At 74.6% G+C, this 23,675-nt stretch carries 24 protein-coding genes; 13 read left to right on the forward strand and 11 right to left on the reverse strand.

The features are described from left to right. Positions 1-395, reverse strand: a 395-nt coding sequence (locus AC07GB_RS04700; RefSeq protein ID WP_478841775.1) for an SPFH domain-containing protein, incomplete at its 3' end; no start/stop codon positions are given. A gap of 121 nt (positions 396-516) precedes the next feature. Then, positions 517-1,368 carry a hypothetical protein gene (locus AC07GB_RS04705; RefSeq protein WP_478841776.1) on the reverse strand — a complete coding sequence of 284 codons (852 nt, stop codon included), beginning with the start codon at positions 1,366-1,368 and terminating at the stop codon, positions 517-519. 119 nt (positions 1,369-1,487) lie between these two features. Here AC07GB_RS04705 and AC07GB_RS04710 point away from each other — a divergent pair, with 119 nt between their 5' ends. Continuing rightward, positions 1,488-2,234 (forward strand): class I SAM-dependent methyltransferase, encoded by a 747-nt coding sequence (locus tag AC07GB_RS04710; protein ID WP_478841777.1) that lies wholly within the window; start codon positions 1,488-1,490, stop codon positions 2,232-2,234. Between the two features lie 4 nt (positions 2,235-2,238). On the opposite strand, the gene AC07GB_RS04715 is transcribed toward AC07GB_RS04710, so the two are convergent. Beyond that, on the reverse strand, positions 2,239-2,652 hold the full coding sequence (locus AC07GB_RS04715; RefSeq protein ID WP_478841778.1) for a winged helix-turn-helix transcriptional regulator: 414 nt from the start codon (positions 2,650-2,652) through the stop codon (positions 2,239-2,241). Positions 2,653-2,777: 125 nt separating this feature from the next. On the opposite strand from AC07GB_RS04715, the gene AC07GB_RS04720 reads away from it, so the two are divergent. Further along, positions 2,778-3,776, forward strand: a complete 999-nt coding sequence (locus AC07GB_RS04720) for an NADP-dependent oxidoreductase (protein ID WP_478841779.1) — start codon at positions 2,778-2,780, stop codon at positions 3,774-3,776. Here the strand turns inward: AC07GB_RS04720 and AC07GB_RS04725 are convergent. Then, positions 3,733-4,683 (reverse strand): GlxA family transcriptional regulator, encoded by a 951-nt coding sequence (locus AC07GB_RS04725; RefSeq protein ID WP_478841780.1) that lies wholly within the window; start codon positions 4,681-4,683, stop codon positions 3,733-3,735. The two genes, AC07GB_RS04720 and AC07GB_RS04725, sit on opposite strands and share 44 nt — an antisense overlap. A gap of 209 nt (positions 4,684-4,892) precedes the next feature. Here AC07GB_RS04725 and AC07GB_RS04730 point away from each other — a divergent pair, with 209 nt between their 5' ends. Both AC07GB_RS04730 and AC07GB_RS04735 read left to right on the forward strand, forming a co-directional pair. Next, positions 4,893-5,546: a DJ-1/PfpI family protein gene (locus AC07GB_RS04730; RefSeq protein ID WP_478841781.1), complete on the forward strand. Its 654-nt coding sequence runs from the start codon at positions 4,893-4,895 to the stop codon at positions 5,544-5,546. A 93-nt stretch (positions 5,547-5,639) separates the two neighbouring features. Continuing rightward, on the forward strand, positions 5,640-6,170 hold the full coding sequence (locus AC07GB_RS04735; RefSeq protein WP_478841782.1) for a hypothetical protein: 531 nt from the start codon (positions 5,640-5,642) through the stop codon (positions 6,168-6,170). 7 nt (positions 6,171-6,177) lie between these two features. Here the strand turns inward: AC07GB_RS04735 and AC07GB_RS04740 are convergent, their stop codons facing one another. From AC07GB_RS04740 to AC07GB_RS04750, 3 genes are all read right to left on the reverse strand, one after another. After that, a complete protein-coding gene (locus AC07GB_RS04740; RefSeq protein WP_478841783.1) occupies positions 6,178-7,209 on the reverse strand; it encodes a hydroxyacid dehydrogenase in 1,032 nt (343 codons plus the stop codon). Between the two features lie 71 nt (positions 7,210-7,280). Beyond that, positions 7,281-8,324: a sensor histidine kinase gene (locus tag AC07GB_RS04745; protein ID WP_478842054.1), complete on the reverse strand. Its 1,044-nt coding sequence runs from the start codon at positions 8,322-8,324 to the stop codon at positions 7,281-7,283. A 167-nt stretch (positions 8,325-8,491) separates the two neighbouring features. Beyond that, complete coding sequence (locus AC07GB_RS04750) at positions 8,492-9,169, reverse strand: response regulator (protein WP_478841784.1); 678 nt, start codon at positions 9,167-9,169, stop codon at positions 8,492-8,494. Positions 9,170-9,419: 250 nt separating this feature from the next. On the opposite strand from AC07GB_RS04750, the gene AC07GB_RS04755 reads away from it, so the two are divergent. From AC07GB_RS04755 to AC07GB_RS04765, 3 genes are all read left to right on the forward strand, one after another. Then, entirely contained in the window at positions 9,420-10,637 is a 1,218-nt protein-coding gene (locus AC07GB_RS04755; RefSeq protein WP_478841785.1) for a DUF418 domain-containing protein, read from the forward strand. A gap of 218 nt (positions 10,638-10,855) precedes the next feature. Beyond that, positions 10,856-13,000: a glycosyltransferase family 4 protein gene (locus AC07GB_RS04760; protein WP_478841786.1), complete on the forward strand. Its 2,145-nt coding sequence runs from the start codon at positions 10,856-10,858 to the stop codon at positions 12,998-13,000. A gap of 76 nt (positions 13,001-13,076) precedes the next feature. Next, positions 13,077-13,991 (forward strand): N-acetyltransferase, encoded by a 915-nt coding sequence (locus AC07GB_RS04765; protein WP_478841787.1) that lies wholly within the window; start codon positions 13,077-13,079, stop codon positions 13,989-13,991. Between the two features lie 45 nt (positions 13,992-14,036). On the opposite strand, the gene AC07GB_RS04770 is transcribed toward AC07GB_RS04765, so the two are convergent. Together AC07GB_RS04770 and AC07GB_RS04775 are read right to left on the reverse strand one after the other, a co-directional pair. Continuing rightward, entirely contained in the window at positions 14,037-14,720 is a 684-nt protein-coding gene (locus tag AC07GB_RS04770) for a DUF6766 family protein (protein ID WP_478841788.1), read from the reverse strand. A gap of 83 nt (positions 14,721-14,803) precedes the next feature. Beyond that, complete coding sequence (locus tag AC07GB_RS04775; RefSeq protein WP_478841789.1) at positions 14,804-15,217, reverse strand: hypothetical protein; 414 nt, start codon at positions 15,215-15,217, stop codon at positions 14,804-14,806. Between the two features lie 323 nt (positions 15,218-15,540). Here AC07GB_RS04775 and AC07GB_RS04780 point away from each other — a divergent pair, with 323 nt between their 5' ends. Genes AC07GB_RS04780 through AC07GB_RS04790 form a run of 3 tightly spaced genes read left to right on the forward strand, consistent with a single transcriptional unit; the run spans position 15,541 to position 17,692 of the window. Then, complete coding sequence (locus tag AC07GB_RS04780) at positions 15,541-16,791, forward strand: cytochrome P450 (RefSeq protein WP_478841790.1); 1,251 nt, start codon at positions 15,541-15,543, stop codon at positions 16,789-16,791. A gap of 21 nt (positions 16,792-16,812) precedes the next feature. Then, a complete protein-coding gene (locus tag AC07GB_RS04785; RefSeq protein ID WP_478841791.1) occupies positions 16,813-17,022 on the forward strand; it encodes a hypothetical protein in 210 nt (69 codons plus the stop codon). Positions 17,023-17,026: 4 nt separating this feature from the next. Beyond that, positions 17,027-17,692: an HAD family hydrolase gene (locus tag AC07GB_RS04790; RefSeq protein ID WP_478841792.1), complete on the forward strand. Its 666-nt coding sequence runs from the start codon at positions 17,027-17,029 to the stop codon at positions 17,690-17,692. 43 nt (positions 17,693-17,735) lie between these two features. Here the strand turns inward: AC07GB_RS04790 and AC07GB_RS04795 are convergent, their stop codons facing one another. Beyond that, positions 17,736-18,518 carry a dioxygenase family protein gene (locus AC07GB_RS04795; RefSeq protein ID WP_478841793.1) on the reverse strand — a complete coding sequence of 261 codons (783 nt, stop codon included), beginning with the start codon at positions 18,516-18,518 and terminating at the stop codon, positions 17,736-17,738. 167 nt (positions 18,519-18,685) lie between these two features. Here AC07GB_RS04795 and AC07GB_RS04800 point away from each other — a divergent pair, with 167 nt between their 5' ends. Further along, a complete protein-coding gene (locus tag AC07GB_RS04800; RefSeq protein WP_478841794.1) occupies positions 18,686-19,144 on the forward strand; it encodes a MarR family winged helix-turn-helix transcriptional regulator in 459 nt (152 codons plus the stop codon). Between the two features lie 127 nt (positions 19,145-19,271). Further along, positions 19,272-20,723 (forward strand): glycerophosphodiester phosphodiesterase family protein, encoded by a 1,452-nt coding sequence (locus AC07GB_RS04805; protein WP_478841795.1) that lies wholly within the window; start codon positions 19,272-19,274, stop codon positions 20,721-20,723. A gap of 15 nt (positions 20,724-20,738) precedes the next feature. On the opposite strand, the gene AC07GB_RS04810 is transcribed toward AC07GB_RS04805, so the two are convergent. Continuing rightward, complete coding sequence (locus AC07GB_RS04810; RefSeq protein WP_478841796.1) at positions 20,739-21,470, reverse strand: MgtC/SapB family protein; 732 nt, start codon at positions 21,468-21,470, stop codon at positions 20,739-20,741. Positions 21,471-21,876: 406 nt separating this feature from the next. Between AC07GB_RS04810 and AC07GB_RS04815 the strand changes: the two genes are divergently transcribed. Next, positions 21,877-23,631: an ABC transporter permease gene (locus AC07GB_RS04815; RefSeq protein WP_478841797.1), complete on the forward strand. Its 1,755-nt coding sequence runs from the start codon at positions 21,877-21,879 to the stop codon at positions 23,629-23,631. Positions 23,632-23,675: the final 44 nt, after the last annotated feature.

Raw genomic sequence — 23,675 nt, forward strand, 5'->3', positions numbered from 1 at the left:
AGGTCGTCCAGGTCGCTCTTGCCGATGATGGAGCGCAGCGAGGTCTGGGCCATCTGCGAGACCGCGAAGCGGTAGTCCTCGACCTGGATGATCGCGTTGGCCGCGTCCACGACCTTGAAGTAGACGACCGCGTCCACGCGGACCGTGACGTTGTCCCGCGTGATGCCCTCCTGCGCCGGCACCGGCATCGTCACGATCTGCATGTTGACCTTGCGCATCCGGTCCACGAGCGGCATGACCATCGTGAACCCTGGCGGGCGCGGCCCGCCGTGCAGCCGCCCGAGCCGGAACACGACACCGCGCTCGTACTGCTTGACGACACGTGCGGCCGACGCCGCGTACAGCAGGCCGGCGGACAGCGTGGCCACACCGGCCGCGAGCAGTTCCTCCAGCATGACGACCCCCTGTCTTCCGAGCCGTCCTTGATCGCTGAATTGTCCCGTATTTAACGATACGCCCCGTTCCGGTGCTGGGGCGAGGGGCTGCTCGCGGCCGGGCCGTGCCGTGCGAGGACCGTCAGGCGGCCTCGGGCCGGGACGTGTACAGGCGGGTGTAGTACCGTCCCGCGGCCTCGAAGCCCGTGGGGTCGTCGCCCGCGGCGGTGACCCGGTCGACGGCGTCGCGCTGCTCGTCGGGGCCGGTGAACAGGCGCTGCGGGTAGAGGTGGTGCGGGTCCGTCGTGGTGGTGAGGCCGTGGGCGGCGAGGCTCTCGGCGATGCGGTCGTACGGCACGGTGCGCAGCACGAACGCGCTGACCCACAGGGGGAGTCGGACGTGCTCCAGGAGGGCGTCGAAGGTGCGGTGCGAGACGTAGCCGATGCCTCCGGTGACGGTGATCAGGCCGACCCGGCCCATGGCGCGGGCGAGCCCGGCGCTGGGCGGCACCCGCTCCAGGTTCTCCGCGTACGCCTCGTCGAGCAGGCCGACGGCCAGGGCGTAGGCCGTGGCCTGGGCCGCCGTGTCGACGCCGATGATCCGCACCGCGTCCGGGCGGCGCCGCTCGGCGTAGAACTCCTTGTCGCGGTCGATGAGTTCGCCCGGCGTGAGCCGGTCCGTCGCCTCGTCGGTGTAGTGCGCGTACAGGTCGGCGAGTGTGAGGTCGTGGTTCAGGAGCGCCGCGTTGATGCCGTACGAGCAGCACAGGTCGAGGACCGTGACGCGCTCGCCGGGCGGCCCTCCCTGCTCGCGCTCGGCGAGCGTGCGGCGGAAGACCCCCTGGGCGTGCTGCGGGATCTCGTAGGCGAAGGGCGCGAGGCGGCGGAAATACGCCCTCGGGTCGGGGCGGTCGTAGATGTCGTCGAACCGGGTCTTGCCGGCCATTTCCGTCATCGCCGGGCCGGTGCCGTCGGGTGTCCTGCGTGCGCACATGGGAGTACCTCCGGGGCGTGGGATCGGGTGTGCGGCAGTTGAAGCTGTACCCGACGCGTTTCCCGGCCCGGTAGACCGCGCGGCGGTTCCCGGCCAGGCGGACTCATTAGGCTGTGCCGGTGTTCACCTCCCAGGGCCCCTCGCTCCGCGAACTGGCCGTCCAGGCGCTGTCCTCCACCGAGCACGGCTACGACCTGCTGGCTCCCAAGTTCGACCACACGCCGTTCCGCACGCCCGACCGCATCCTGGACGCCACCGCCGGGGCCTTGCGGCCACTTGGCCCGTTCCCGGCGGGTCTTGACGTGTGCTGCGGCACCGGGGCGGGCGTGCGGGCCCTGCTGCCGCTGTGCCGGGAGCGGGTCACCGGCGTCGACTTCAGCGCCGGGATGCTGGCCGAGGCGCGGGCGGCGCTCCCCGTGAGCGGGGCGGGTCCCGCGGTGGACTGGGTGCGGGCCGACGCCCGCGCGCTGCCCTTCGCCGGCGCCTTCGACGTGGCCGTCAGCTTCGGGGCCTTCGGCCACTTCGTGCCGTCCGAGCGGCCCGGGCTCTTCGCCCAGGTGCACCGGGCGCTGCGCCCCGGCGGCCTGTTCGCCTTTCCCCTCGGCGCACCGCAGCCACTCACGTCACCATGGTACTGGGCCATGCTCGGCTTCGACGCGGCGATGCGGGTGCGCAACGCGCTGCTCAGGCCGCCCTTCGTCATGTACTACCGCACGTTCCCGCTGACCGGGGTGCGGGCGGATCTGGAGCGCGCCGGATTCGCGGTGCGGCTGCTGCCGCTGGAGGAGTTCGGGCGCGCGGACGACGGCAGCCCGCGCTGGCGCCTCGTGGTGGCGCGCAAGGCGGGCGGCGCGCGCGAGGAGTGAGGCCTCAGCCGTCGGCGGCCGTCACCTCCTCGTCGTACGCCGCCCGCGCCGCGAGGACCACGTCCATGTGCTCCTCGGCCCAGCCCTTGATCGCCCCCATCAGACCGGCCAGGCTCTCGCCGACCGGCGTGAGCGCGTAGCTGACGCGCACCGGGACGGCCGGGGTGACGGTGCGGCTCACCAGGCCGTCGCGCTCCAGGTTGCGGAGGGTCTGGGTGAGCATCTTCTGGCTGACGCCCGCGAGGCGGCGGGCCAGCTCGCTGTAGCGGTGCGGCCCTTCGGCCAGGGCCGTCAGGGCGAGCGAGACCCACTTGTCGGCGATGCGGTCGAGGAGCTGACGGGTCGGGCACTGCGCGACGAAGGCGTCGTACGCGGCCCGCGCCTCGGCGCGGCGCTGTGCGGCGGTCCGGGTGGTCACGGGTCTCCTCCGGGTGACATAGGCACTCTGAAGTGCGTACTTCCCTGTGGAGAGCAACTCTCCCTACGTTGGGCGGCGAGGTCAACCGGCCGCCGACGGGGCGGCGGGCCGACGAAGGAGGGGCCATGAGCGCGACGAAGGTGATGCGGGCTGCGGTGGTGCGGACGCCGGGCGGGCCGGAGGCGGTGGAACTCACGCGGGTGCCGGTGCCCGCGCCGGGCCCCGGCCAGGTGCGGATCCGCGTGGCGGCGGCGGCCGTCAACCCCGTGGACCTGCTGACCCGCGCCGGGGCGCTCGTGGCCGCCGGGCGGATGGCGCCGCGCGAGACGACCGGGCTCGGCTGGGACGTGGCGGGCGCGGTGGACGCGACGGGCCCGGGGGTGACCGCCTTCGCCGTGGGCGACGAGGTCATCGGCCTGCGCGACCTGCTGGACTCCTCCCTCGGGACGTACGCCGACCACGTGGTCCTGGACGCGACGGCGGTGGCACCGGCCCCGGAGGGGCTGCCGCCGGCGGCGGCGACGCTCCCGCTGAACGGGCTCACGGCGTGGCAGTCCCTTGCCGCCCTCGACCTGCCGGCCGGGGCGGCGCTCCTGGTGACGGGCGCCGCGGGAGCCGTGGGCGGGTATGCCGTGGAACTGGCGGCGGGGCGCGGCCTGCGGGTGGTGGCCGTCGCGGGCGCGGCGGACGAGGACCTGGTGCGGGGCTTCGGCGCCGAGTGGTTCGTGCCGAGGGACGTGCCGGACCTGGCGGTGGCGGTGCGCTCGGCCGTCCCGGGCGGCGCGGCCGGGGCCCTGGACGCGGCCGGTGTCGGCCTGCCCGCACTCGCGGCCGTGCGGGGCGGCGGGGCGTTCGTCGCGGTGGCGGCGGACGCCCCGCCCGGCCTGCGGGGCATCCGCTCCCTGAACCACTGGATCGCGGCCGACGGCGCGGCCCTCGGCCTGCTGTCCGCGCTCGCGGCGGCGGGCCGCCTCACGCCGCGCGTGGCCGGCACCCTGCCCCTGTCCCGCGCGGCCGAGGCCCACGCCCGCCTCGCCGCGGGCGGCCTGCGCGGCCGTCTCGTCCTGGTTCCCGAAGGGACTACGCCCGCGCCCCGAACGCCCGCCGGTACGCCTGCGGGCTGACCCCCGCGACCCGCTTGAAGCGGTCGCGGAACGCCGTCGGCGAGCCGAAGCCGACCTGCGCGGCGATGCGCTCCACCGGGTGGGCGGTGGTCTCCAGGAGGTGCTGGGCGCGGCGGACCCGCGCCCGGTGCAGCCACTGCAAGGGGGTCGTGCCGGTCTGCTCGCGGAAGCGGCGCAGCAGCGTGCGGCTGCTCAGGCCCGCGTGCGCGGCGATGTCGTCGAGGGTCAGTTCGCGCGCCGCGTTCTCGTCGAGCCAGGCCAGCAGGGGTTCGAGGGCCTGGCCGCAAGGGTTCGCCGGGGGCTGGTTGACGATGAACTGGGCCTGGCCGCCCTCGCGTTCCAGCGGCATCACGGACGCGCGCGCGGCGTCGGCGGCGACCGCCGAGCCGTAGTCGCGGCGGATCATGTGCAGGCACAGGTCCATCCCGGCGGCGGCGCCCGCGGAGGTCAGGATCTGGCCGTTGTCCACGTACAGGACGTCCGGGTCCACCTCGATGTCCGGGTAGGCCGCCGCCAGCTGGTCCGCCGCGTACCAGTGCGTGGTGGCCCGCAGCCCCTTCAGCAGCCCGGCCTGCGCGAGCACGAACGTGCCGACGCACACCGAGGCGATCCGCGTGCCCGCGGCGGCGGCCTCACGGAGCGCGTCGAGGACGTCCTCGCGCACCGGCGCCGAGGGGTCGTGCACGCCCGGCACCATCACTGTGTCGGCGTCGGCGAGCGCGGTCAGGTCGTGGGGCGCCCGCAGCGTGAACGCGCCGCCCGCGTCGACCTCGTCCTCGGCCGCGCACACCCGCACCCGGTAGGCCGACCGCTCGCCGGGCAGCCGGGTGCGCGCGAAGGTGTCGATGGGCATCGCCAGGTCGGAGGAGATGACATCGTCCAGGGCGAGGACAGCGACCGTGTGCATGGCGGAAACGTACGGCACCACCGGCATTACGCCAAGGCGGGAAGCCGCACGCCGACGCCCGCGCACCGGGCGATGACCAGGCGGCTCGGCCCTGGGGCGCCGTGGCGATATCCCGTTGAAAGCTGTCATTACAGCCACTGTCGGGGCCCGAGGCCCCCTGGCTAGCCTCGGCGGTGCCCGAGCCCCTCACCACGGAACGGAACCCCGGCATGCGCGTGCAGGCAGTACTTTTCGACGGCTTCGACCCGCTGGACGTCCTCGGACCCCTGGAGGTCCTGTACGCGGGCGGTCACGCCACCGACGGCGCGCTCACCGTGGAACTGGTCTCGGCGGAAGGCCCCCGCGACGTCCCCAGCGGCCTGGAGGGGATCAGCCTCAGGGCCGCGGCGAAGCTCGATCCCGAACGCGCCGACCTGGTGCTCCTTCCGGGCGCCGCGGGGGCGACCGAGCAGCGGGCCCCCGACGACGACAGCATCCCCTCGCGGCTCGGGCGCACCCTGCGCACCGAGCTGCCCGGGCTCCTCGGCGAGGCCCTGGCCCGCCCCGGCGTGACCGTGGCCAGTGTGTGCGGCGGCTCCCTCGTCCTGGCCATGGCCGGGCTCGTCAAGGGCCGCCCCGCCACCGGGCACCACGCCGCCCTGGACGGCATGGAGGCGCTCGGCGTGCGGACCGTGAGGGCCCGCGTCGTCGACGACGGTGACCTGGTCACGGGCGGCGGCGTCACCTCGGGGCTCGACCTCGGCCTGCACCTGCTGGAGCGCGAGTTCGGGCCGCGCGTCGCCCACGCCGTCGAGGAGCTGTTCGCGTACGAGCGCCGCGGTGTCGTCTGGCGCGACACCGGCACCGAGCCGGTCGCGATCTGAACAGCCCTCACCCCGCCGCGCCGGGAACAGCCCCCCCCCGCGGCGGAGCAGCCCTTTCCCGCCGCCTTCCCGAAGGTCTCCCGAGAGCCTCTGATGTCGAAACTCTTCCTCACCCTGCACGTGCTCGCGGCGATCGTCGCCGTGGGCCCGGTCACCGTCGCCGCCAGCATGTTCCCCAGGGTCCTGCGCGAGGCCCTGGCCGCGCCCGACGACCCGCGCCCCGTCACCACGCTGCGGACGCTGCACCGCATCAGCCGCGTCTACGGGGGCCTGGGCATCGCCGTGGTGGCCTTCGGCTTCGCCACCGCGAGCAGCATGGACGTCCTGGGCAGCCCGTGGCTGGTCACGTCGATCGGGCTCACCTTCCTGGCCGCCCTCATCCTGATGCTGCTCGTCCTGCCCCGGCAGGAGACGGCCCTGGCGGCGGTGGCCGGACCGGGTGCCGCCGCCGGTGGCACCGGGGCCGGGGACGGCACGGCCGCCGAACCCGAGGGCGCTGTCGCCGTACGCCTCGACGCGCGGGCCGGCGCCCGACTCGCCATGGTCACCGGCGTCTTCAACGTCCTCTGGGCGACCGTCACCATCCTGATGATCGTCCGGCCGGGCTCCACGACGGGGGCCTAGCGGCGGCTCAGGCAAGCAGCCGGGCCCGCCGGGCGGACACGGCGTGGGCGAAGCCGTCCCCCGCCGCCCAGCGGGCCACCTCGCTCACGGCGAGGTCGGTCAGACGGCGCCACTCGTTGCCCTGCGACCCGGCGAGGTGCGGGGTGAGCAGCACGTTCTCGCAGTCCCACAACGGGTGCCCGGGAGGCAGCACTTCGGGGTCCGTGACGTCGAGCACGGCCCGGATCCGCCCCGCCGTCACGGCCTCGGTGAGCGCCTCCTGGTCGACCACCGCGCCGCGCGCGGTGTTGATGAGCACCGCGTCCCGGCGCAGGGCGGCGATGAGGTCCCGGCCGACGAGCCCGTGCGTCCCGGGCAGCAGCGGCGTGTGCACGCTCACGACGTCGCTCTCCGCGAAGAGCTGCCGCAGGCCCACGCCGCGCACGCCGAGGGCGGCCGCCTCCGCCGCGTCGACGTACGGATCGTGCAGCAGGACGCGCATGTCGTACGGGCGCAGCAGTTCGATGACCCGCCTGCCGACGTGCGAGGCGGACAGGATGCCCACGGTGCGGCCGTGGTTGCCGAGCGTGCGGGGGACGCGCAGCGGGTCGTCGGGGCGGCGCGCCGCGGTGTGGGCGCGGGCGCGCTCCAGGACCCGCTTGCCCGTGAGCAGGATCATCGCGAGCGTGTACTCGGCCACCGGAAGGGCGTTGGCGACGGCCGCCGACGACACCTCCACGCCACGCTGCCAGCACGCGTCCGTGACGTGCCCGCGCACGGAGCCCGCCGTGTGCACGACGGCCCGCAGGCCGGGCGCGGCGGCGAGCGCGGCCGCGTCGAGCGGCGGGCAGCCCCAGCCGGTGACGAGCACCTCGACCCGGCCGAGGACGTCCCGGGCCGCCGCCGTGCCGAAGTCGTCGAGCAGCGGCGGATACTCCAGCGCGCAGACCGCGTCGAGCGCGGCGAGCGCCTGGTCGTCGAGCACGGCTGCGGCGGCGTCACGCGCCATGGCGAGCGCGGCGCGGGGCCGGGAGGCGGGGCGGGGCTGCGGCGTGGTCATGGTGCTCCAGGTATACGGGGCGCGGCGCGCGCGGCACAGCAGGAGGCCGGACAGCTTCGGACGCGCCGGACTCAGCCGGCCGCGTTCGGGACGGTGAGCCTGACCTGGTAGCCGCCGTCCGCCGTGGGGCCCGCCTGGAAGGTGCCGTGCAGCAGCTCCGCGCGTTCCCGCAGGCCGATGAGGCCCTGCTGGGAGCCGGGCAGGGGCAGCGAGGGGCGCGTGGGCGGGCTGTTGGTGACCGTGACGCCGAACTCCTCGCCGTCGTCCCACAGATGCACGCGGGCGCGGGCTCCCGGCGCGTGCTTGCGCACATTGGTGAGCGCCTCCTGGACGGTGCGGTACAGGGTGCGCTGCGCGGGCGTCGCGATGTCCGGCGGCAGCGCGCCGGTCAGCTCCGCCTCGATGCCGCTGGAAGAGACCAAGGTCCGGAGGTCGGCCAGGGTGGGCTGGGGCGTCAGCTCGGTGGCCCGGCCGCCGGACGCGCGCAGCAGTGTGACCATGTGCCGCAGCTCGTCGAGGGTGTTGACGCTCAGGGAGCGGATCGTGCGGGCCGCCTCCCGTGAATCGGCGTCCTTGGCGGCGACCTGCCAGGCACCCGCCCGCACCGCGATCAGCGACACCTGGTGCGAGACGACGTCGTGCATCTCGCGGGCCAGCTGCGCGCGCTCCTGCGCGAGCACGGCCTGCGCGTGCAGCGCCCGCTCGTGCTCGCGCGCCTCCTCGATCTCGGCCAGGCGGCGCGACAGGTCCCGGCGCGCCTGGGTGAGCTGGCCGAGCAGCACGGGCGCGGCGGCGGTCGTCAGGGCGTAGACGAAGTAGATCAGCGTCCAGGTCTGGTCGCCGGAGCTGAGTGAGCCCGGCGGCCACGGGAAGGCGGCCGCGGCGCCGGACAGGATGGCGCACGCCGCGAGGAGCCTGCGGTCCCGGGTCCGGTCGGCCAGCGTGAACAGCGCGGCGAACGGCGCCACCGTCAGCTCGACCATCAGGCTGGCCGGGAGCGTGAGCAGCACGACGGCGAGCGGGAACCGCCGCCTCAGCAGGAGCGCGGCGCAGGCCACCGCCGCCGCGGTCAGGGAGGACGGGGTGTCGTCGTAGAAGTCGGTGGTGAAGGCCATGTCGATCGCCGCGCAGACGAGGATGACCAGATCGATGACGTAGGGGGCGACGCGGCGCGGCCATCGGAACCAGGGCGCGGCGAGCGTCCCCCCGCGATCCGTGGGCGCGGGCCCCCCGTCCGGGCCGGGGGGCCGTGCCGCCGGGGCGTCCGCGTCCGCCCGCTCGCTCACCGCGGCTCCTCCGCGCGGCCCGCCGCGTCCAGGAGCCCGGCGCGCTCGGCCAGCAGGGCCGCCTGGACGCGGCTGGTGACGCGGAGCTTGGTGAGGATGGCGCTCACGTGGTCCTTGACGGTGCCCGCGCTGAGGTGGAGGCGGACGCCGATGTCGGCGTTGGTCAGGCCGTCGGCGATGAGGACGAGGACGTCGCGCTCGCGGCCCGTGAGGCGCTCCACGCGAGCCCGGTCCGCGTCGGACGCGGCGCCGCCGCCGGGGCCGGGGTGGGCGCGCAGCATGGAGCGCGAGGCCTTGGGCGACATCACCACGCCGCCCGCGGCGAGGGTGCGCACCAGCTGGGCGAGCTGGTCGGGCTCGGTGTCCTTGAGCAGGAACCCGGCGGCCCCCGAGCGCAGCGCGGTCACGATGTACTCGTCGGTGTCGAAGGTGGTCAGCATCGCCACCACCGGGGCCTCGGGCAGCGACCGCAGCTCCCGCAGGACGGTGAGGCCGTCGACGTCCGGCATGCGGATGTCGAGCAGCACGACGTCGGGCCGCTCGCGCCGCACCGTGTCCACGGCCTCGGCCCCGGCGGCGGTCGCGACGACGCGCAGGTCGTCGGCCGCGTTGAGGATGAGTTCGAAACCGGACCGCACCAGGGCCTCGTCGTCCACCACCACTACCCGGATCACGCTGTCCCGCCTCGCCGCCGTCGTCGCCTCGCGGGCCGGCCGCCCGGCCGTCCGCGAGGGGGACCGCCCTCGTGATCGTCCCCGTACGACTCTAGGCGGCGGCGCCCGCGGCGCGCGGGGGCGGTCCCGGACGGCAGCCACCCGGCGTGGGGGTTCCAGCCGTTCGGGGGGAGGGGCGGCCCGGACGGCGGAGCGGTGCCGGACGACTGCCGGATACCCCGCGCGGAGCCCGCCGCGAAGGCTGGCCGGCATGACACAGAACGCAGTGGCCACGGCCCCGGCACCGGCCGTGTCCCCGCCGGGGGCGGGGGCACGGTCGACCGGCCGTCTCATCGGCGTCGACCTCGCCCGTGGCCTCGCCGTCTTCGGCATGTACGCGGCCCATGTGGGGCCCGACCCCGCCGTCGCGGGCGGCGTGCGGGGGTTCGTGACGGAGCTGGCGCACGGCCGGTCGTCCGCGCTCTTCGCTTTCCTCGCGGGCTTCTCCGTCGTCCTGATGACGGGGCGCCGCGTGCCGAAGACCGGCCGGGAGGGCCGGCAGGCCGTGGCGAAGGTCGTCCTGCGCGCCGTCGTCCTGCTCGCGCTCGGCACCGCTCTCACCATGAGCGGCACGCCCGTCGAGGTGATCCTCGCCTTCTACGGTCTGTACTTCCTGCTCGTCCTGCCGCTGTACCGCCTCTCGGCGCGGACGCTCGCCGAGATCGCCGTGGTCGCGGCGCTCGTGCTGCCCCAACTGCTGTACTTCGTCACGCACGCGGTCTACTACGACGGCGCCCTCGGCGGCGGCACCACGGGCCCCCTGGCCTGGCCCCGCACCGGGGACGGCCTGGTCGCGCTGCTGTTCACCGGCTCCTACCCGGCTCTGGCCTGGCTGCCGTTCGTCATCGCGGGCATGGCCGTGGCGCGGCTCGACCTGGCGGACACCGCCGTGCGGATCCGCCTCGCCGCCACCGGCGCGGGCCTGGCCGTGCTCGGCTACGGCGGGTCCTGGCTGGCGCTGCACCACCTGCCCGGCGTCGCGCGGGCCCTGAGCGACGCGGGCTTCCAGTCCGGCGGCACCGGCACCGCCTGGTGGTCCGACGTCGCGGGTTGGCCGGAGGAGGACACCTGGGGCTGGCTGTTCGTCGCCGCGCCGCACAGCGAGACGACCCTGTCGATCGTGGCGAACACCGGCGTGGCCGTCGCCGTGCTCGCCACCTGTCTGCTCGCCGTCGACGCCCTGCCGCGCTTCCGGCGCCTGGCGGGCCCGGTGATCGCGGTCGGCGGCATGTCGCTGAGCGCGTACGTCCTGCACATCGTCGCCATCCGTTTCCTCGGCGGGGACGAACTGCCCCAGTCGTCGGTGGTGCTGCTCGCCTTCGTCGCGGGCGTCACCGTGTTCGCGGCGCTGTGGGCGCGGTTCTTCCGGCGCGGCCCGCTGGAGGAACTGCTCCGGCGTGCGACCAAGGTCGCGGAACGCGTCCCCTGACCGTCCTTGCGACCCCCGCCGAACGGCGGGGGTCGCTCCCGCCGTTCGGCGCCCCGGGTTCAGCCCCCGGCGGGACGATTCCGGACCCTCCCGGCAGAGAGGGTGTATGAACCACGGACATCTCGGACGACATCGACCCAAGGGCCCCACGTGACCTAGACCCCAGCGCCCGCCCACCTCCTCCACCCCCCAGACGAAGCCCACGGGACAGCCCCCTCATGAAGATCACCTTCCTGCTCTACAACGCGTACGGCATCGGCGGCACCATTCGCGCGACGGCGAACCTCGCCACCGCGCTCGCCGAGCGCCACGAGGTCGAGGTGGTCTCGTACTACCGCACCGCCGCCCGCCCGAGCCTGCCGTTCGGGCCCGGCGTCACCCTGCGCCCCCTCGTCGACCTGCGCGCGGGCTCCCGGCACCACGACGGCCGCGACCCGGCCCAGGGCGAGCCGGGCACCGTGTGCCCGCACGACCTCATGTACAAGGGCAAGACGCCGCCCAGCGCCCTCGGCGAGACGCGGCTCGCCGAGTACCTGCGCCGCAGCGACGCGGACGTCGTCATCGCGACCCGCCCCTACCTGGTGTGCTTCCTCGCCGAGCACGGCCGCGCCGACCAGCTGCGCATCGGCCAGGAGCACGTCACCCACGACTTCCACCGCCCGGGCCTGCGCCGCGACCAGGACGCCGCGATCGCGCGCCTCGACGCGTTCGTGACCGTCTCGCACGGCGACGAGCGCGCCTACCGCGCCGCCCTGCCCGACGTCGCGACCCGGCTCACCCACATCCCCAACTGCTGCCCCGCCCCCGAGGCCGAGGCCTCGTCCGGCGACACCAGGACGGTCGTCGCGGCGGGCCGCCTGGTGCCCGTGAAGCGCTACGACCGCCTGATCGGCGCGTTCGCCAAGGTCGCCGCCCAGCACCCGGACTGGACCCTGCGGATCTACGGGCAGGGCCGGGAGAAGGAGAAGCTGCGCCGCCGCATCCAGGAGCTGGGCCTGCACGACCACGTGTTCCTGATGGACGCCCGCTCACCCATCGACACGGAGTGGGCCAAGGGCGCCATCGCCGCGGTCACCAGCTCCACCGAGTCGTTCGGCATGACCATCGTCGAGGCCATGCGCCTGGGCGTGCCCGTGGTCAGCACGGACTGCGACTTCGGGCCGCGCGAGATCATCACGCACGGCGAGGACGGACTGCTCGTCCCCGCGCAAGGACCGGACGCCGCCGTGGAGGAGGGCGTCGCCGACGCGCTCTGCCGCCTCATCGAGAACGACGCCGAGCGCTTTCGCATGGCCCAGGCCGCGATCCGCTCGGCGCGCCGCTTCCGGCCCGACCACATGGCCGCCCAGTACGAGGCGCTGATCGACGACCTCAGGCCCGGCGCGACGACCGCCCGCCGCTCCCGTACCCGCCCCGCGCGCACGGCGCCCGGCCGCACGCCCCGCCAGCGCGTGGGCGCCCTCGCCGAGCGCGTCGGCGTGGCCGCCTGGCTCGGCAAGGCGCTGCCGCCCGTCGCCGTCGGCTGCCGCGTGGCCCCCGACGGCTCGCTCTACTTCCGCGTGCCGGTGGCGGAACTCACGCACGGCGACTGGCAGTTGGTGCTCAAGCCGCGCGCCGGAACGGAGGACGAGGAGGTCCGCCTGCCGTTCCGGTTCACCGCCGACGACACCGACCCGTACGTCAAGCTCCTGCTCCACCGCAGCGGCCGCCCCATGGCCGAGGGGTACTGGAACGTCCACCTCCAGCAGGGGCGCAAGGGCCGTGTCCGGCGGGCGCGGGCCGGGCTCGTGGAGACCGGAAGGCTGCTCGGGTCCAGCGTGCCCCCGCACCCCTCCGGCGCGGGCTTCGCCACCGCAGTGCCCTACCGCACCCAGGACGGCAACCTCTCCCTGCGCACCTGGAGCAGGCCGGCCCACGCCGAACTGGAGTCGCTCGCCGTGGGCGAGGACGCGATCACCCTGACCGGCACGGTGTGCGGCGCGGCGGCGCACGGCCACCACTACCGCTTCAGGGCCCGGCTGCGCGGCGGCGACGCCACGTTCGAGGCCCGCTGCCAGGTCGACGAGGCGGGCTGCCTCACCGCCGAGATCCCGCTGTCAGGCCCCGCGGGACAGCACCCGGGCGGCGAGGCGACCTGGGACCTGGGCCTGGAACCGTACGACGAGCAGGGCGACCCCGTCCGGCTCGCGCGGCTGCGCGGCGACATCGTCGAGCGGCGCCGCACCGACCTCTTCCCGAGCGCCCGCACCACCACCGCCGACGGCGGCGTCCTGGAGCTGCGCCCGTATCTGACGGTCCACAACGACCTGGCCCTGAAGGCGGTGCCCAAGACCGTGGCACCCGCGCGGGAGTCCGTCGTATGATCGGCGGCGTACCGCATCGCATGGCGGCCTCCTCGACCGACACGGCCCGACCGGCCTTCAGCAGTGAGGTTCGCGCATGTCCGCGCTCCAGGTACGCCCCTTCCACCGCGACGACCGCGACCAGCTCACGGAGCTGGTGAACGCCCATGTGGCCGCCGTCGTCCCCGGCGCCTCCGTCTCCGTGAACACGGTCCTCGGCCAGCTGACGCGCAGGCCCGACGAGTTCATCATCGACCCGTGGGTCGCCGAGCGCGTCACGCTCGTCGCCGAGCAGCGGTCCTATGTCGTGGCCGCCGCGCACCTGCTGCGCTACCGCGCCGACGCCGAGGTCGGCCCGGACTACCGGCACATGGGCGTGATCGACTGGTTCGTGTCCCACCCGCCCGCGTCCTTCTGGCCGGACGCGGACACGGCCGCCGACCTGCTGATGAGCGCCTGCCTCGCCCAGCTGGCCCGCTGGGACGTGCGGGTGCGGGAGGCCGACGGGGCCCTGCCCGCGCCCGCCGTGTACGGCCTGCCCCGGACCTGGCCGCACGTCCGCGCCGTCTACGAGCGCGCCGGGTTCCGGCACACCGGGCACACGGAGGTCGTCCTCATCGCCGCGGTGCCCGACCTGCCGACGCCCCCGGCCCCGGTGGACGGCCTCGGCGTCCGCCGCACCCTCGGCGAGTGCGGCACCCGCCTCACCGCCCACCTGGACGGCCGCGACCTCGGCTTCATCGAGGTCGACACCGCCCTCGGCCGCCCCGAGCGCCAGGCCCGCAACGGCACCCTCGCCGACGTCGGCAACCTCCGCACCGAGCCGGGCCACGGCGTCGAAGGCCTGGCCGCCTGGCTCCTCGGGGAGGCCGCCCGGTGGCTGCGCCTGGCCGGGGCCGACCGCCTCCTGGCCTACGAGTCCGCCGACGACGCCCAGGCCCTCGCGCTCCTGAAGGACCTGGGCTTCACGGAGCTGGTCCGCACGGACCGGGGCTGGCGGCACCAGGGCTGACCGGCGGCCGGGGGACCGGCGGGCACCCCGGCGGGCGCGCGGGCCTCAGCCCTCGACGCCGGTCGACGTGTGGGCCGATCCCACCGGCTTGGACTCCGGTGAGCCGCGCTGGCGCAGATAGACGGAGAAGATCGCCATCGACCCCACGGCGAGCAGCTCGGACTGCCAGTTCTGGAGGGTGCGGTCCCAGAAGTCGGCGGCCGTCAGATACGCGGACCAGCTGATCGGCGCCTGGAGCTGCCGCAGGTGCTCCTCGTTGTACGCGGCCACGCCCGTGACGGACTGCGCCAGCCAGGAGAGCAGGAACAGCGTGCACATCAGCATGCCGAGGGACCGGGAGTACCAGGCCTGGCGGACGCCGCCGACGGACGCCCAGCGCGGCGAGTCGGCCCGCGCGTACCGGCCGACCTTCTGCTCCCGGTCCGTCTCCGGGCCCGCCTTGTCCAGTTCCTTGGACTCGGGCGAGCCGTGCTGGAGCAGCCAGACCGTGCCGAAGATGTAGAGGAAGAACTGGAGGTATTCGGACTGCCAGTTCTCCGTCACGTCCACCGCGAAGTCGGAGGTGAGCAGATAGCCGCCGAAGCTCACGGGACGCAGTTCCTCGGCGACGAGGCCGTTGTTGAACTCGGCGTGCCCGGCGACCGCCTGCCCCGCGAGGGCGAGCAGGAACCCGAGCCCGAACGCCAGCGTCAGGCCGTTGTGGCGCAGGAACCGCAGCACCCGCTTCACCGTTGCGTCAGCCCCAGCACCGTGCAGTAGGTGAGCCCGCCGAGGACCACCACCAGATACAGCGTGAACAAGGTCCGCATCCGTCAACCACCCTTGACCAGACATCGATACGGCTTCTCCGTGCGGGCCGCACAGCCGGCGGCCGTGACCCTCCAGCCGCCCGGGAAGTCGGGGAACGCCGAGAGGAAGAGCGTGTCGTGCTCCGCCACGACCCGCGCCTGACCGCCGTACACGTCGACGGAGCGCACCGGGCCCGCCGCGGGGAGACCCGCGGCGGGCAGCGCCTTCGCGCACGGCTGCTCGGCGGACTGCTCCAGTTCGTCGCGGGTCCCGGGGGCCAGGGCCGCGCAGCCGCGCACCGCGTCGGACGCGCGCAGGCTCGCCTCGAAGCGGGTCGCCGCCGCGACCGCCGCGTCCTCGCGCCCGGCGAGCGAACCGCAGGCCGTCAGCGCGCAGAGCAGTACCCCCGCCAGGACCGTCGCGCCACCGCCACGCACCAGATCTGCTTCCTTTCACGGGCCCACCGGTTCCGGAAGCCGCCTCCCGGGCGGGGAACGCACGGATGTGAGCACTGTGACGATGCCGTGCGCGGTCGTGATCGGCGGGCGGCCTGGCGTCCGACACGCCCGGGTGCGCCCGATCGGGCCGCGGCCGATCGGCCGTTCCTGATTCACAGCGGCCGAGCCGGGAACCCGTTCACCCTGATCGAAAAGCCGGACCGCGGCCCGCTCCGGTGGTGGCCGCGCTCCATCCGGCGGAGGGTGGGACGGGACGGGCCGCGCCTTTTCTCCGCCGGACGCGAACTGCCGGGAGGTTTCCCTTGCTCGACCACACTCTGCCGCTGCTCGTCCAGGGCTACGCGTGGCTGCCCGACCTGAGCCGCCGCCGGGGCCCCGGCCCGGTGCGCACCCGGCTGCTCGGCAAACCGGCCGTCGCGCTGCGAGGACCGGCGGCCGTCGCGTTCTTCTACGACGAGGACCATGTGCGGCGGCGCACCGCCCTGCCCGAGCCGGTCCTTGACACCCTCTTCGGCCAGGGCGCCGTGCACACCCTCGACGGGGCGGACCACCGGACGCGCAAGGCCCTGTTCGTGTCGCTCCTGAAGGACGCGCGGGGCGTGGCCGCCCTCGCCGACCGGGTGGCGGGGGAGTGGGACCGCGCGTGCCAGGAGTGGCCCCACCGCTCCGAGGTGAGGCTCTTCGACGAGGTGAGCGTGGTGCTCACCCGGGCCGTCTGCGCCTGGGCGGGCATCCCCCTCGCGGAGTCCCCCGACGACGAGGCCCGGCGGACCGCGCGGGACCTGGTGGCGATGGTCGACGGTTTCGCCACCGCGGGGCCGCGCCACCTGCGGGCCCGGCGCGCCCGGCGGCGCCAGGAGGAGCACCTGGCCCAGCTGATCGAGGACGTACGGTCGCAGGCCGCCGCGGAGCCCTCCGCCGCGGCCGGGAGCGAGCAGCCGCGCTCCGCGGTGCACGCCGTCGCGGCGCACCGCGACGCCGACGGCGAACTCCTCGACCCGCGCACGGCCGCCGTGGAACTGCTGAACATCATCCGCCCGACCGTCGCCGTCACCTGGTACACCGTGTTCGGCGCCCACGCCCTGCACCGGAACCCTGAGCTGCGCGCGTCCCTCGCCAAGGAGGGCGAGGACTACGCGCGGGCGTTCGCCCACGAAGTGCGGCGCTTCTACCCGTTCGCGCCCTTCGTCGCCGGGCTCGCCCCCCGGGACCTGGAGTGGCACGGCGAGCGGATCGCCGAGGGCACCGTGGTCCTGCTCGACCTCTACGGACAGAACCACGACCCGGACCTGTGGCAGGCGCCGTACACCTTCGACCCCGAGAGGTTCACCAGCCGCCCGCCCGGCCGCGACGAACTCGTCCCCCAGGGCGGCGGGGAGGCCGCCACCGGCCACCGCTGCCCCGGGGAGGACGTCACCCTCGCGGTGCTGAGCACCCTGCTGCCCCGCCTGGCCCGGCTCGACTACCGCGTCCCCGACCAGGACCTGCGGATCCCGCTGAGCCGGATGCCGACCAGGCCCCGCAGCGGCTTCGTCATCACGAACGTGCGCTGACATCCCAAGGAAAGGAACGCCATGACGCACCACCACGGCCACAGGACCAAGCCCGGGCAGCCCGCGGAGACGGCCGCCGAAGAAGTCTTCGAGGAAGTGGAGGAAGCGGCCACACGGAACCCCGGGGACGAGCGGGACCCCGACAAGGACGGCGAGGCCGGCGACGCGCTCACGCCGAATCCCGAGGCCCAGGAGGACGCCCACCGCCACGACCGCGGCACGAGGGCGTAGCGCCGTGCCGCGCGCAGCGCTCTTCGACGTCGACGGGACCCTCGCCGACACCAACCACCTGCACGTGGTGACCTGGTGGGAGGCGTTCCGGCAGGCAGGCGAGCAGGTCGCCACGCACGACATCCACCACGCGATCGGGCTCGGTTCGACCGATCTCGTCGCGCATCTGCTCGGCGACGACCGGGACCGTGACCAGGACGCGGAGCTGAGCGCCGCGCACGGCACCCTGTACGGCACGTACTTCGAGCGGATCGCCGCGCTGGACGGCGCCCGTGACCTCCTGTACGCCCTCGCGGACCGCGAATGGCGCATCGTCCTCGCCACCTCGGCGGGCGGCGGCGAACTGGCGGCGCTGCGCCGGGCCATCGACGCCGACGACGTGATCAGCGGTGTCGCGAGCGCGGACGACGTCTCCTCGGGCAAGCCGGCCCCCGACCCCGTCCACCGCGCCCTGGAGATCGCGGGGTGCGAGCCGGAGGACGCGGTGTTCGTCGGCGACACGGTGTGGGACATGCGCGCGGCGCGCCGGGCCGGGGTGCGTGCCGTCGCGCTGCTCTGCGGGGGCATCCCGCGGCGCGACCTGGAGGAGGCGGGGGCCGCCGCCGTGTACGCCACTCCGGCCGAACTCCTGAAGCACGTGGACAGCGGGGTGCTGACCGGGCCCGGGTGATCCGCGCCGGCGTGCGGGACGAGCCCGCGGCACGGCGGAGTGCTCAGCCGAACTGGACCGAGCGCTTGGAGAGGCCGAGCCAGGTGCCCTCGATGACGCTGCGCTGCGTGCGCAGGTCGTCCGCCGCCGTGCCGAGCGTGACAGCGAGCGGTACGAAGTGCTCCTCGCGGGGGTGGGCGTAGCGGGCGCCGGGGGCCTTGTGCGCGAAGTCGAGGAGCGCGTCCACGTCCCCGGCCGCCAGGGTGCGCCTGCCCCAGTCGTCGAACTCGGCCAGGACGGAGGGCACCTGGTTCTCGGGGTTGATGGCCCGGAGGTTGTGCGTGAAGTGCCCGCTGCCGACGATCAGGACGCCCTCGTCCCGCAGCGGCGCGAGCTTGCGCCCGATCTCCATCAGCTTGCGCGGGTCAAGCGTCGGCAGGCTCACCTGGAGCACCGGTACGTCGGCGTCCGGGTACATCTCCCGCAGCGGTACGTACGCGCCGTGGTCGAGGCCCCGGTCGGGCAGGTCCTGCACCGGTGTGCCGGGGCCGCGCAGCAGCTTGCGGACCTGCTCGGCGAGCCGGGGGGCGCCGGGGGCGGCGTACCGGACGCCGTAGTAGTGCTCCGGGAAGCCCCAGAAGTCGTAGATGAGCGGCACGGTGGTGGTGGCGCCGAGGGCGAGCGGGGCCTCCTCCCAGTGCGCGGAGACCATCAGGATCGCCGTCGGCCGCGGCAGCTCGGCGCCCCAGCGGGCCAGCTCGCCCGGCCAGACGGGGTCCTCGGCGAGGGTGGGCGCGCCGTGGCTCAGGAAGAGGGACGGCATGCGTTCCGGGGCTGCGGTGGTCATGGTCGGCTCCTTGCGGGTGCACGGTCGGCGGGCGGTGCTCGTACGACGGGTGAGGGGTGACGGGTACCAGGCGCCGGGGCGCCGGGTGGTGGGCGGGTTCAAATTTGAACCACCTCTCGCACCGTACTCGATGGTTCGAATTTGAACAACTGCCGTAGTCTGGTGCCATGCCCGAGACCCACTGGCTCAACGACGACGAGATGGCCGCCTGGCAGGCCTTCCTGACCGCGGGCGCGCTGCTCAACCGGCGCGTCGAGGAGCAGCTGAAGGACGAGTCCGGCCTGTCCCACCTCCAGTACGAGGTGCTCGTGCGGCTCTCCGCCGCCGAGGGCGGTGAGCTGCGCATGGCCGAACTCGCCGCGGTGGTCGTCACCAGCAAGAGCGGGCTCACGTACCAGATCACCCAGCTGGAGAAGGCGGGCCTGGTGCGCCGCCGCTCCTGCGCCGCCGACGTGCGCGGCGTGTACGCGGTGCTCACCGACGAGGGCCGCCGCCGTCTGGAGGCGGCCGCCCCGGGCCACGTCGACGTGGTGCGCGCCCACCTCGTCGACGTCCTCACGCCCGGCCAGCTCACCGCCCTGAAGGAGGGGCTCGGCGAGGTCGCGCGGCGCCTGGGCGCGGGGTGAGGGGCTGATCCCCGCCCGCGCCACCCGGCCCACCCGCTGCTGCTCGTGACGCGGCGTCGGAGAAAGCCGGGACATACCGGGCCGGGGTCGTGGACGTACGGGTATCGGCTGCCCGATGCTCACGGCCATGATCCTGCGCCCCACGGACCTCACCCCGCACACGGCCGGACGCGGCCCGCGCCGCCGTGCCGCCGCCGCCCTCGTCGCCTGCGCGCTCGCGCTCGGCGCGGCCCCCGGCGCGGCGGCGGTGGTGGCGCGCGAGGCGCCCGGGCGCGACGCCGCCGACCGCGCGCACCGCGACTTCCTCGACCACGGCCCGCGCGCCAAGGTCATGACCGCCGCCCACCGGGGCCAGTGGCGTGAGGCGCCCGAGAACAGCCTCCGCGCGCTCCGCCGGGCCTTCGTGGCGGGCGCCGAGATCGTCGAGGTCGACGTACGCCTGACCAAGGACGGCGTCCCCGTGCTCCTGCACGACGAGACCGTGGACCGCACCACCGACGGCAGGGGGCGCGTCGCCGACCTCACCCACGCCCAGGTGCGCGGCCTGCGCCTGCGTGAGGGGCTCGGGGGCAAGCAGGCGGCCCTGACCGACCAGCGGGTCCCCACGCTCGCCGACGCCATGCGGGCGGCGAAGGCCCGCGGCCTGGTCAACCTCGACAAGGGCTGGGACGTCCGCGACGCGGTGTGGCGCGTCCTGAAGGAGACCGACACCGTGCGCAACGCCGTCTTCAAGTCCCACGCGCGCGTCGCCGAGGTGCGGTCGTTCCTCGCCGAGCACCGCGGGGCGCTGTACACGCACGTCGTCGACGACGACAACGCCGGCTCCGTCGCGGAGTTCGGCGATGCCCCGCCGCACGCGTACGAGGTGGTCTTCGCGCGCGTCGAGGACGCCGTGGTCGACGCCGCGTTCCTGCGGCGGCTGCGCGCGTCGGGGCGCGTCTGGATGAACAGCGTGGGCGGCGGCCTCGCCGCCCGGTTCACCGACGAGGCCTCGCTGATCGACCCCGCGCGCGGCTGGGGCGCGCTCATCGACAAGTACGGGGCGAACGTCCTCCAGACCGACGACGTGGCGGCGCTGGAGACCTACCTGGCCACGGGCGCGGCGGGCAAGGTGCCGCCCGGGGCCGTGCGCGTCCAGGGCGAGGCCTACGCCCCGGGCGGCGAGGGCGTCGGCTACCACGACACCGACCCGGGCAACCGCGGCGACGGCCCCGGGCGGCCCGGCGAGGGCGTCGACGTGTGCGACCAGGAGGGCGCGGTGGCGGTCTGCTGGATGCGCGGCTCGGAGTGGCTCAAGTACGACGTGAGCGTGCCCCGGAGCGGACAGTACGCCGTCATGGCCCGGGTCTCGTCACCGTACGCGCCCGCCGGGACCTATCGGCTCGCCTTCGACCGGGCGGCCCCCAGCGGACCCGTCGGCATCCGCAACACCACGGGCCACAGCGCCTTCGCGCTCCAGCCGAGCGGGGTCACGCGGCGACTGGACCGGGGCCGCCACACCCTGCGCCTGTCCCTGGACGCGAACGCCTTCCAGAACTGGAACCTGGACTACCTCCAGCTGGAGCCGGTGGGCGGCTGAGCGGGCGGGCGCCGGTCAGGCCGCGGCCCGCTCGGCGCGCTCCTGCTCCTCCCGGTCGGCAAGCCGCCAGTGCAGATCGCGGACGCCGGGCTCCAGGGAGAGCCGGGTCACCAGCTGCTCCATGTCCGCGCCGGGGGCGCCGTCCAGGGTGACGGCGGCTTCGAGCGCGGTGGTCCCGTCGTCCTCGCCGCGCCGGATCCGAAGCCCGTCGAGGCGCGGGTCCGCGCTGCTCAGGAGCTGGATGAGCAGCGCGCGGACGTGCCCCTCCGCGCGCCGCTCGCAGGTGACGTGGAAGGCGACCCGCGTGGTGGTGTCGGCGCTCGCCTGCGGGGCCCGGTCGATGAGGCGGCTGGTGGGGCGCAGGACCAGGTGTACGCCGATGACCGTGACCGCGCCGAGCAGCGCGAGCGCGAGCCGCCCGGAGGCGGCGAGGACGCCCGCCGCCGCCGAACACCACAGCGTGGCCGCCGTGTTGAGGCCGCTGATCGAGGCGCCCTCGCGCATGATGACGCCGCCGCCGAGGAAGCCGACGCCGGAGACGACGTACGACGCGACGCGGGTGGGGCTCGTGGGGTCGGCCATCGCCTCGCTGTAGAGCACGAAGAGGGTGGCTCCCGCGGCGACGAGCGCGTTGGTGCGCAGGCCCGCCATGCGGGCGCGCCACTGGCGCTCCACCCCGATGAGGGCGCCGCAGCCGACGCCTGTGCCCAGGCGGGCAGCGAAGTCGAACGTGGTCAGGGCCTGCATGGCGGCACCTCCCGGTGGCGCGGCGGTACGGAGTGCGATCTCCCCGAGGTCGGGACGCGAGTACCTCCTGGTCGGAATGCGATCACCCCATAGTTGCACAGTTGCGCAACTACGCACAAAGGTCATCGACGGCCCCCGTTGCCGGGTCTCGCTTATTTGCGTATCGACGCAAAGAAGCGCACACTTCCCGTGGTCCACCGGGCCCCTGTCCGGCACATCACCGAAGGAGGCAGCCATGGGCGAAGACCCTCCCAGTAGCGGCCGCTGCCTCGACGGCGGCTTCCGAACCCGCTAGTCAATTCACTTATGCACACCGGGCATCGCCCTGTGCCCCGCCAGGCCCGCCGCGCTCTGCGGTCGCGGCCGGGGGTCCGCTGTGCCCACAGTGTGGTCGGAGGTTCTTGTGATGTCGTTCCGGACAAGGGACGGCGGCCCGCGTGCTCCGCTCGCCTCCCGGTTCGCGGGGCGCCTGTCCCGCATGACGTGGGTGGACGTGGTGGTCGCCGCGGCCGTCCTGGTGCTCCTGTATCTCGTCCTCAAGGTCGGCCAGGGCACCACCGTCCGCTTCTCGGGCGAGCGCCCGGTGCGGGTGGACACCGATCCCGCGCGGCTGCCGTACGACGCGGCGCGCTCGCTCCTGCGCATGTTCGCGGCCCTCGCCGCCTCGATCGTCTTCACTTTCGTGTATGCCTACGCGGCGGCCAGGAGCCGCCGCCTCGAACGGATCCTGATCCCGGCCCTGGACATCCTCCAGTCCGTGCCCGTGCTCGGCTTCCTGACGGTCGCGGTGACCGGGTTCCTCGCCCTGTTCCCCGGCTCCATGCTCGGCCTGGAGTGCGCGTCGATCTTCGCGATCTTCACCTCGCAGGCCTGGAACATGACGTTCGGCTTCTACCAGTCCCTCACCTCGCTGCCCCGCGAACTCGACGAGCTGTCCCGGTCGTTCCGCTTCACCAAGTGGATGCGCTTCTGGAAGGTCGAGGTGCCGGCCGGGATGATCGGCCTGGTCTGGAACGGCATGATGAGCTTCGGCGGCGGCTGGTTCTTCCTCGTCGCCTCGGAGGCCATCAGCGTCAACAACAAGGAGTACGCGCTGCCCGGCGTCGGCTCCTACGCCGGAGCGGCCGTCACCGACGGCGACCTCGGCAAGGTCGGCTGGGCCGTCCTCACCATGGCGGTCATGGTCATCGGCGTGAACTTCCTCTTCTGGCGGCCCCTGACCGCCTGGGCGGAGAGGTTCAAGAACGAGCAGTCCGAGGCGAGCGAGGTGCAGCGCTCGGCCGTGCTCGACCTCCTGCGCCGCTCCCACTGGCCGCGGCTCCTCGGCTCCCTGCTCCGCCCGGCCGGCCGGGCCCTGGGCCGGGCCGCCCGCGTCCTCGGCACCGACGACCGGCCGCTGACGCACGACCCGGCGCGGCGGCGCACCGGCGACCTCACCTTCGCGCTCGTCGCGGGCGGCCTCATCGCCTGGGGCCTCGCCGACCTCGGCGGCTATCTGCACGACCGCACCGGACTCGGCGTGTTCGGCGAGCCGCTCCTGCTCGGCCTCGTCACGCTCGCCCGCGTCGTCGTGCTGGTCGCCGTCGCGACCGTCGTCTGGGTGCCCGTCGGCGTGTGGATCGGCCTCTCGCCGCGCCTGACCCGGATCGCCCAGCCCGTCGTGCAGGTCCTGGCGTCCTTCCCCGCCAACTTCCTGTTCCCGCTCGCCGTCTGGTTCTTCCTGCGGACCGGCCTGTCCCTCGACGTCGGCGGCATCCTCCTGATGGCGCTCGGCGCCCAGTGGTACATCCTCTTCAACACCATCGCCGGCGCCATGTCGATCCCGAGCGATCTGCGCGAAGCCGCCGACGACCTCGGCGTACGAGGGTGGCAGCGCTGGCGGCGGCTGATCCTGCCGGGCGTCTTCCCCGCGTACGTCACCGGTGGCATCACCGCGTCCGGCGGCGCCTGGAACGCCTCGATCGTCTCCGAGGTCGTCACCTTCGGCGGCACCACGCTCACCGCCACCGGCCTCGGCGCGTACATCGCCCGGGCCACCGCCGACGGCGACTTCCCGCACCTGATCGCGGGCGTCGCCGTGATGAGCCTGTACGTCGTGGGGCTCAACCGGCTCCTGTGGCGCCGTCTCTACCGCCTCGCCGACAGGCGCTACTCCCTGTGACCGGCGCCGGTCACATCCCTCGGACCTCCCGCCCCGCCTGGAGA

The organism is Streptomyces sp. NPDC045778, from assembly GCF_056431945.1.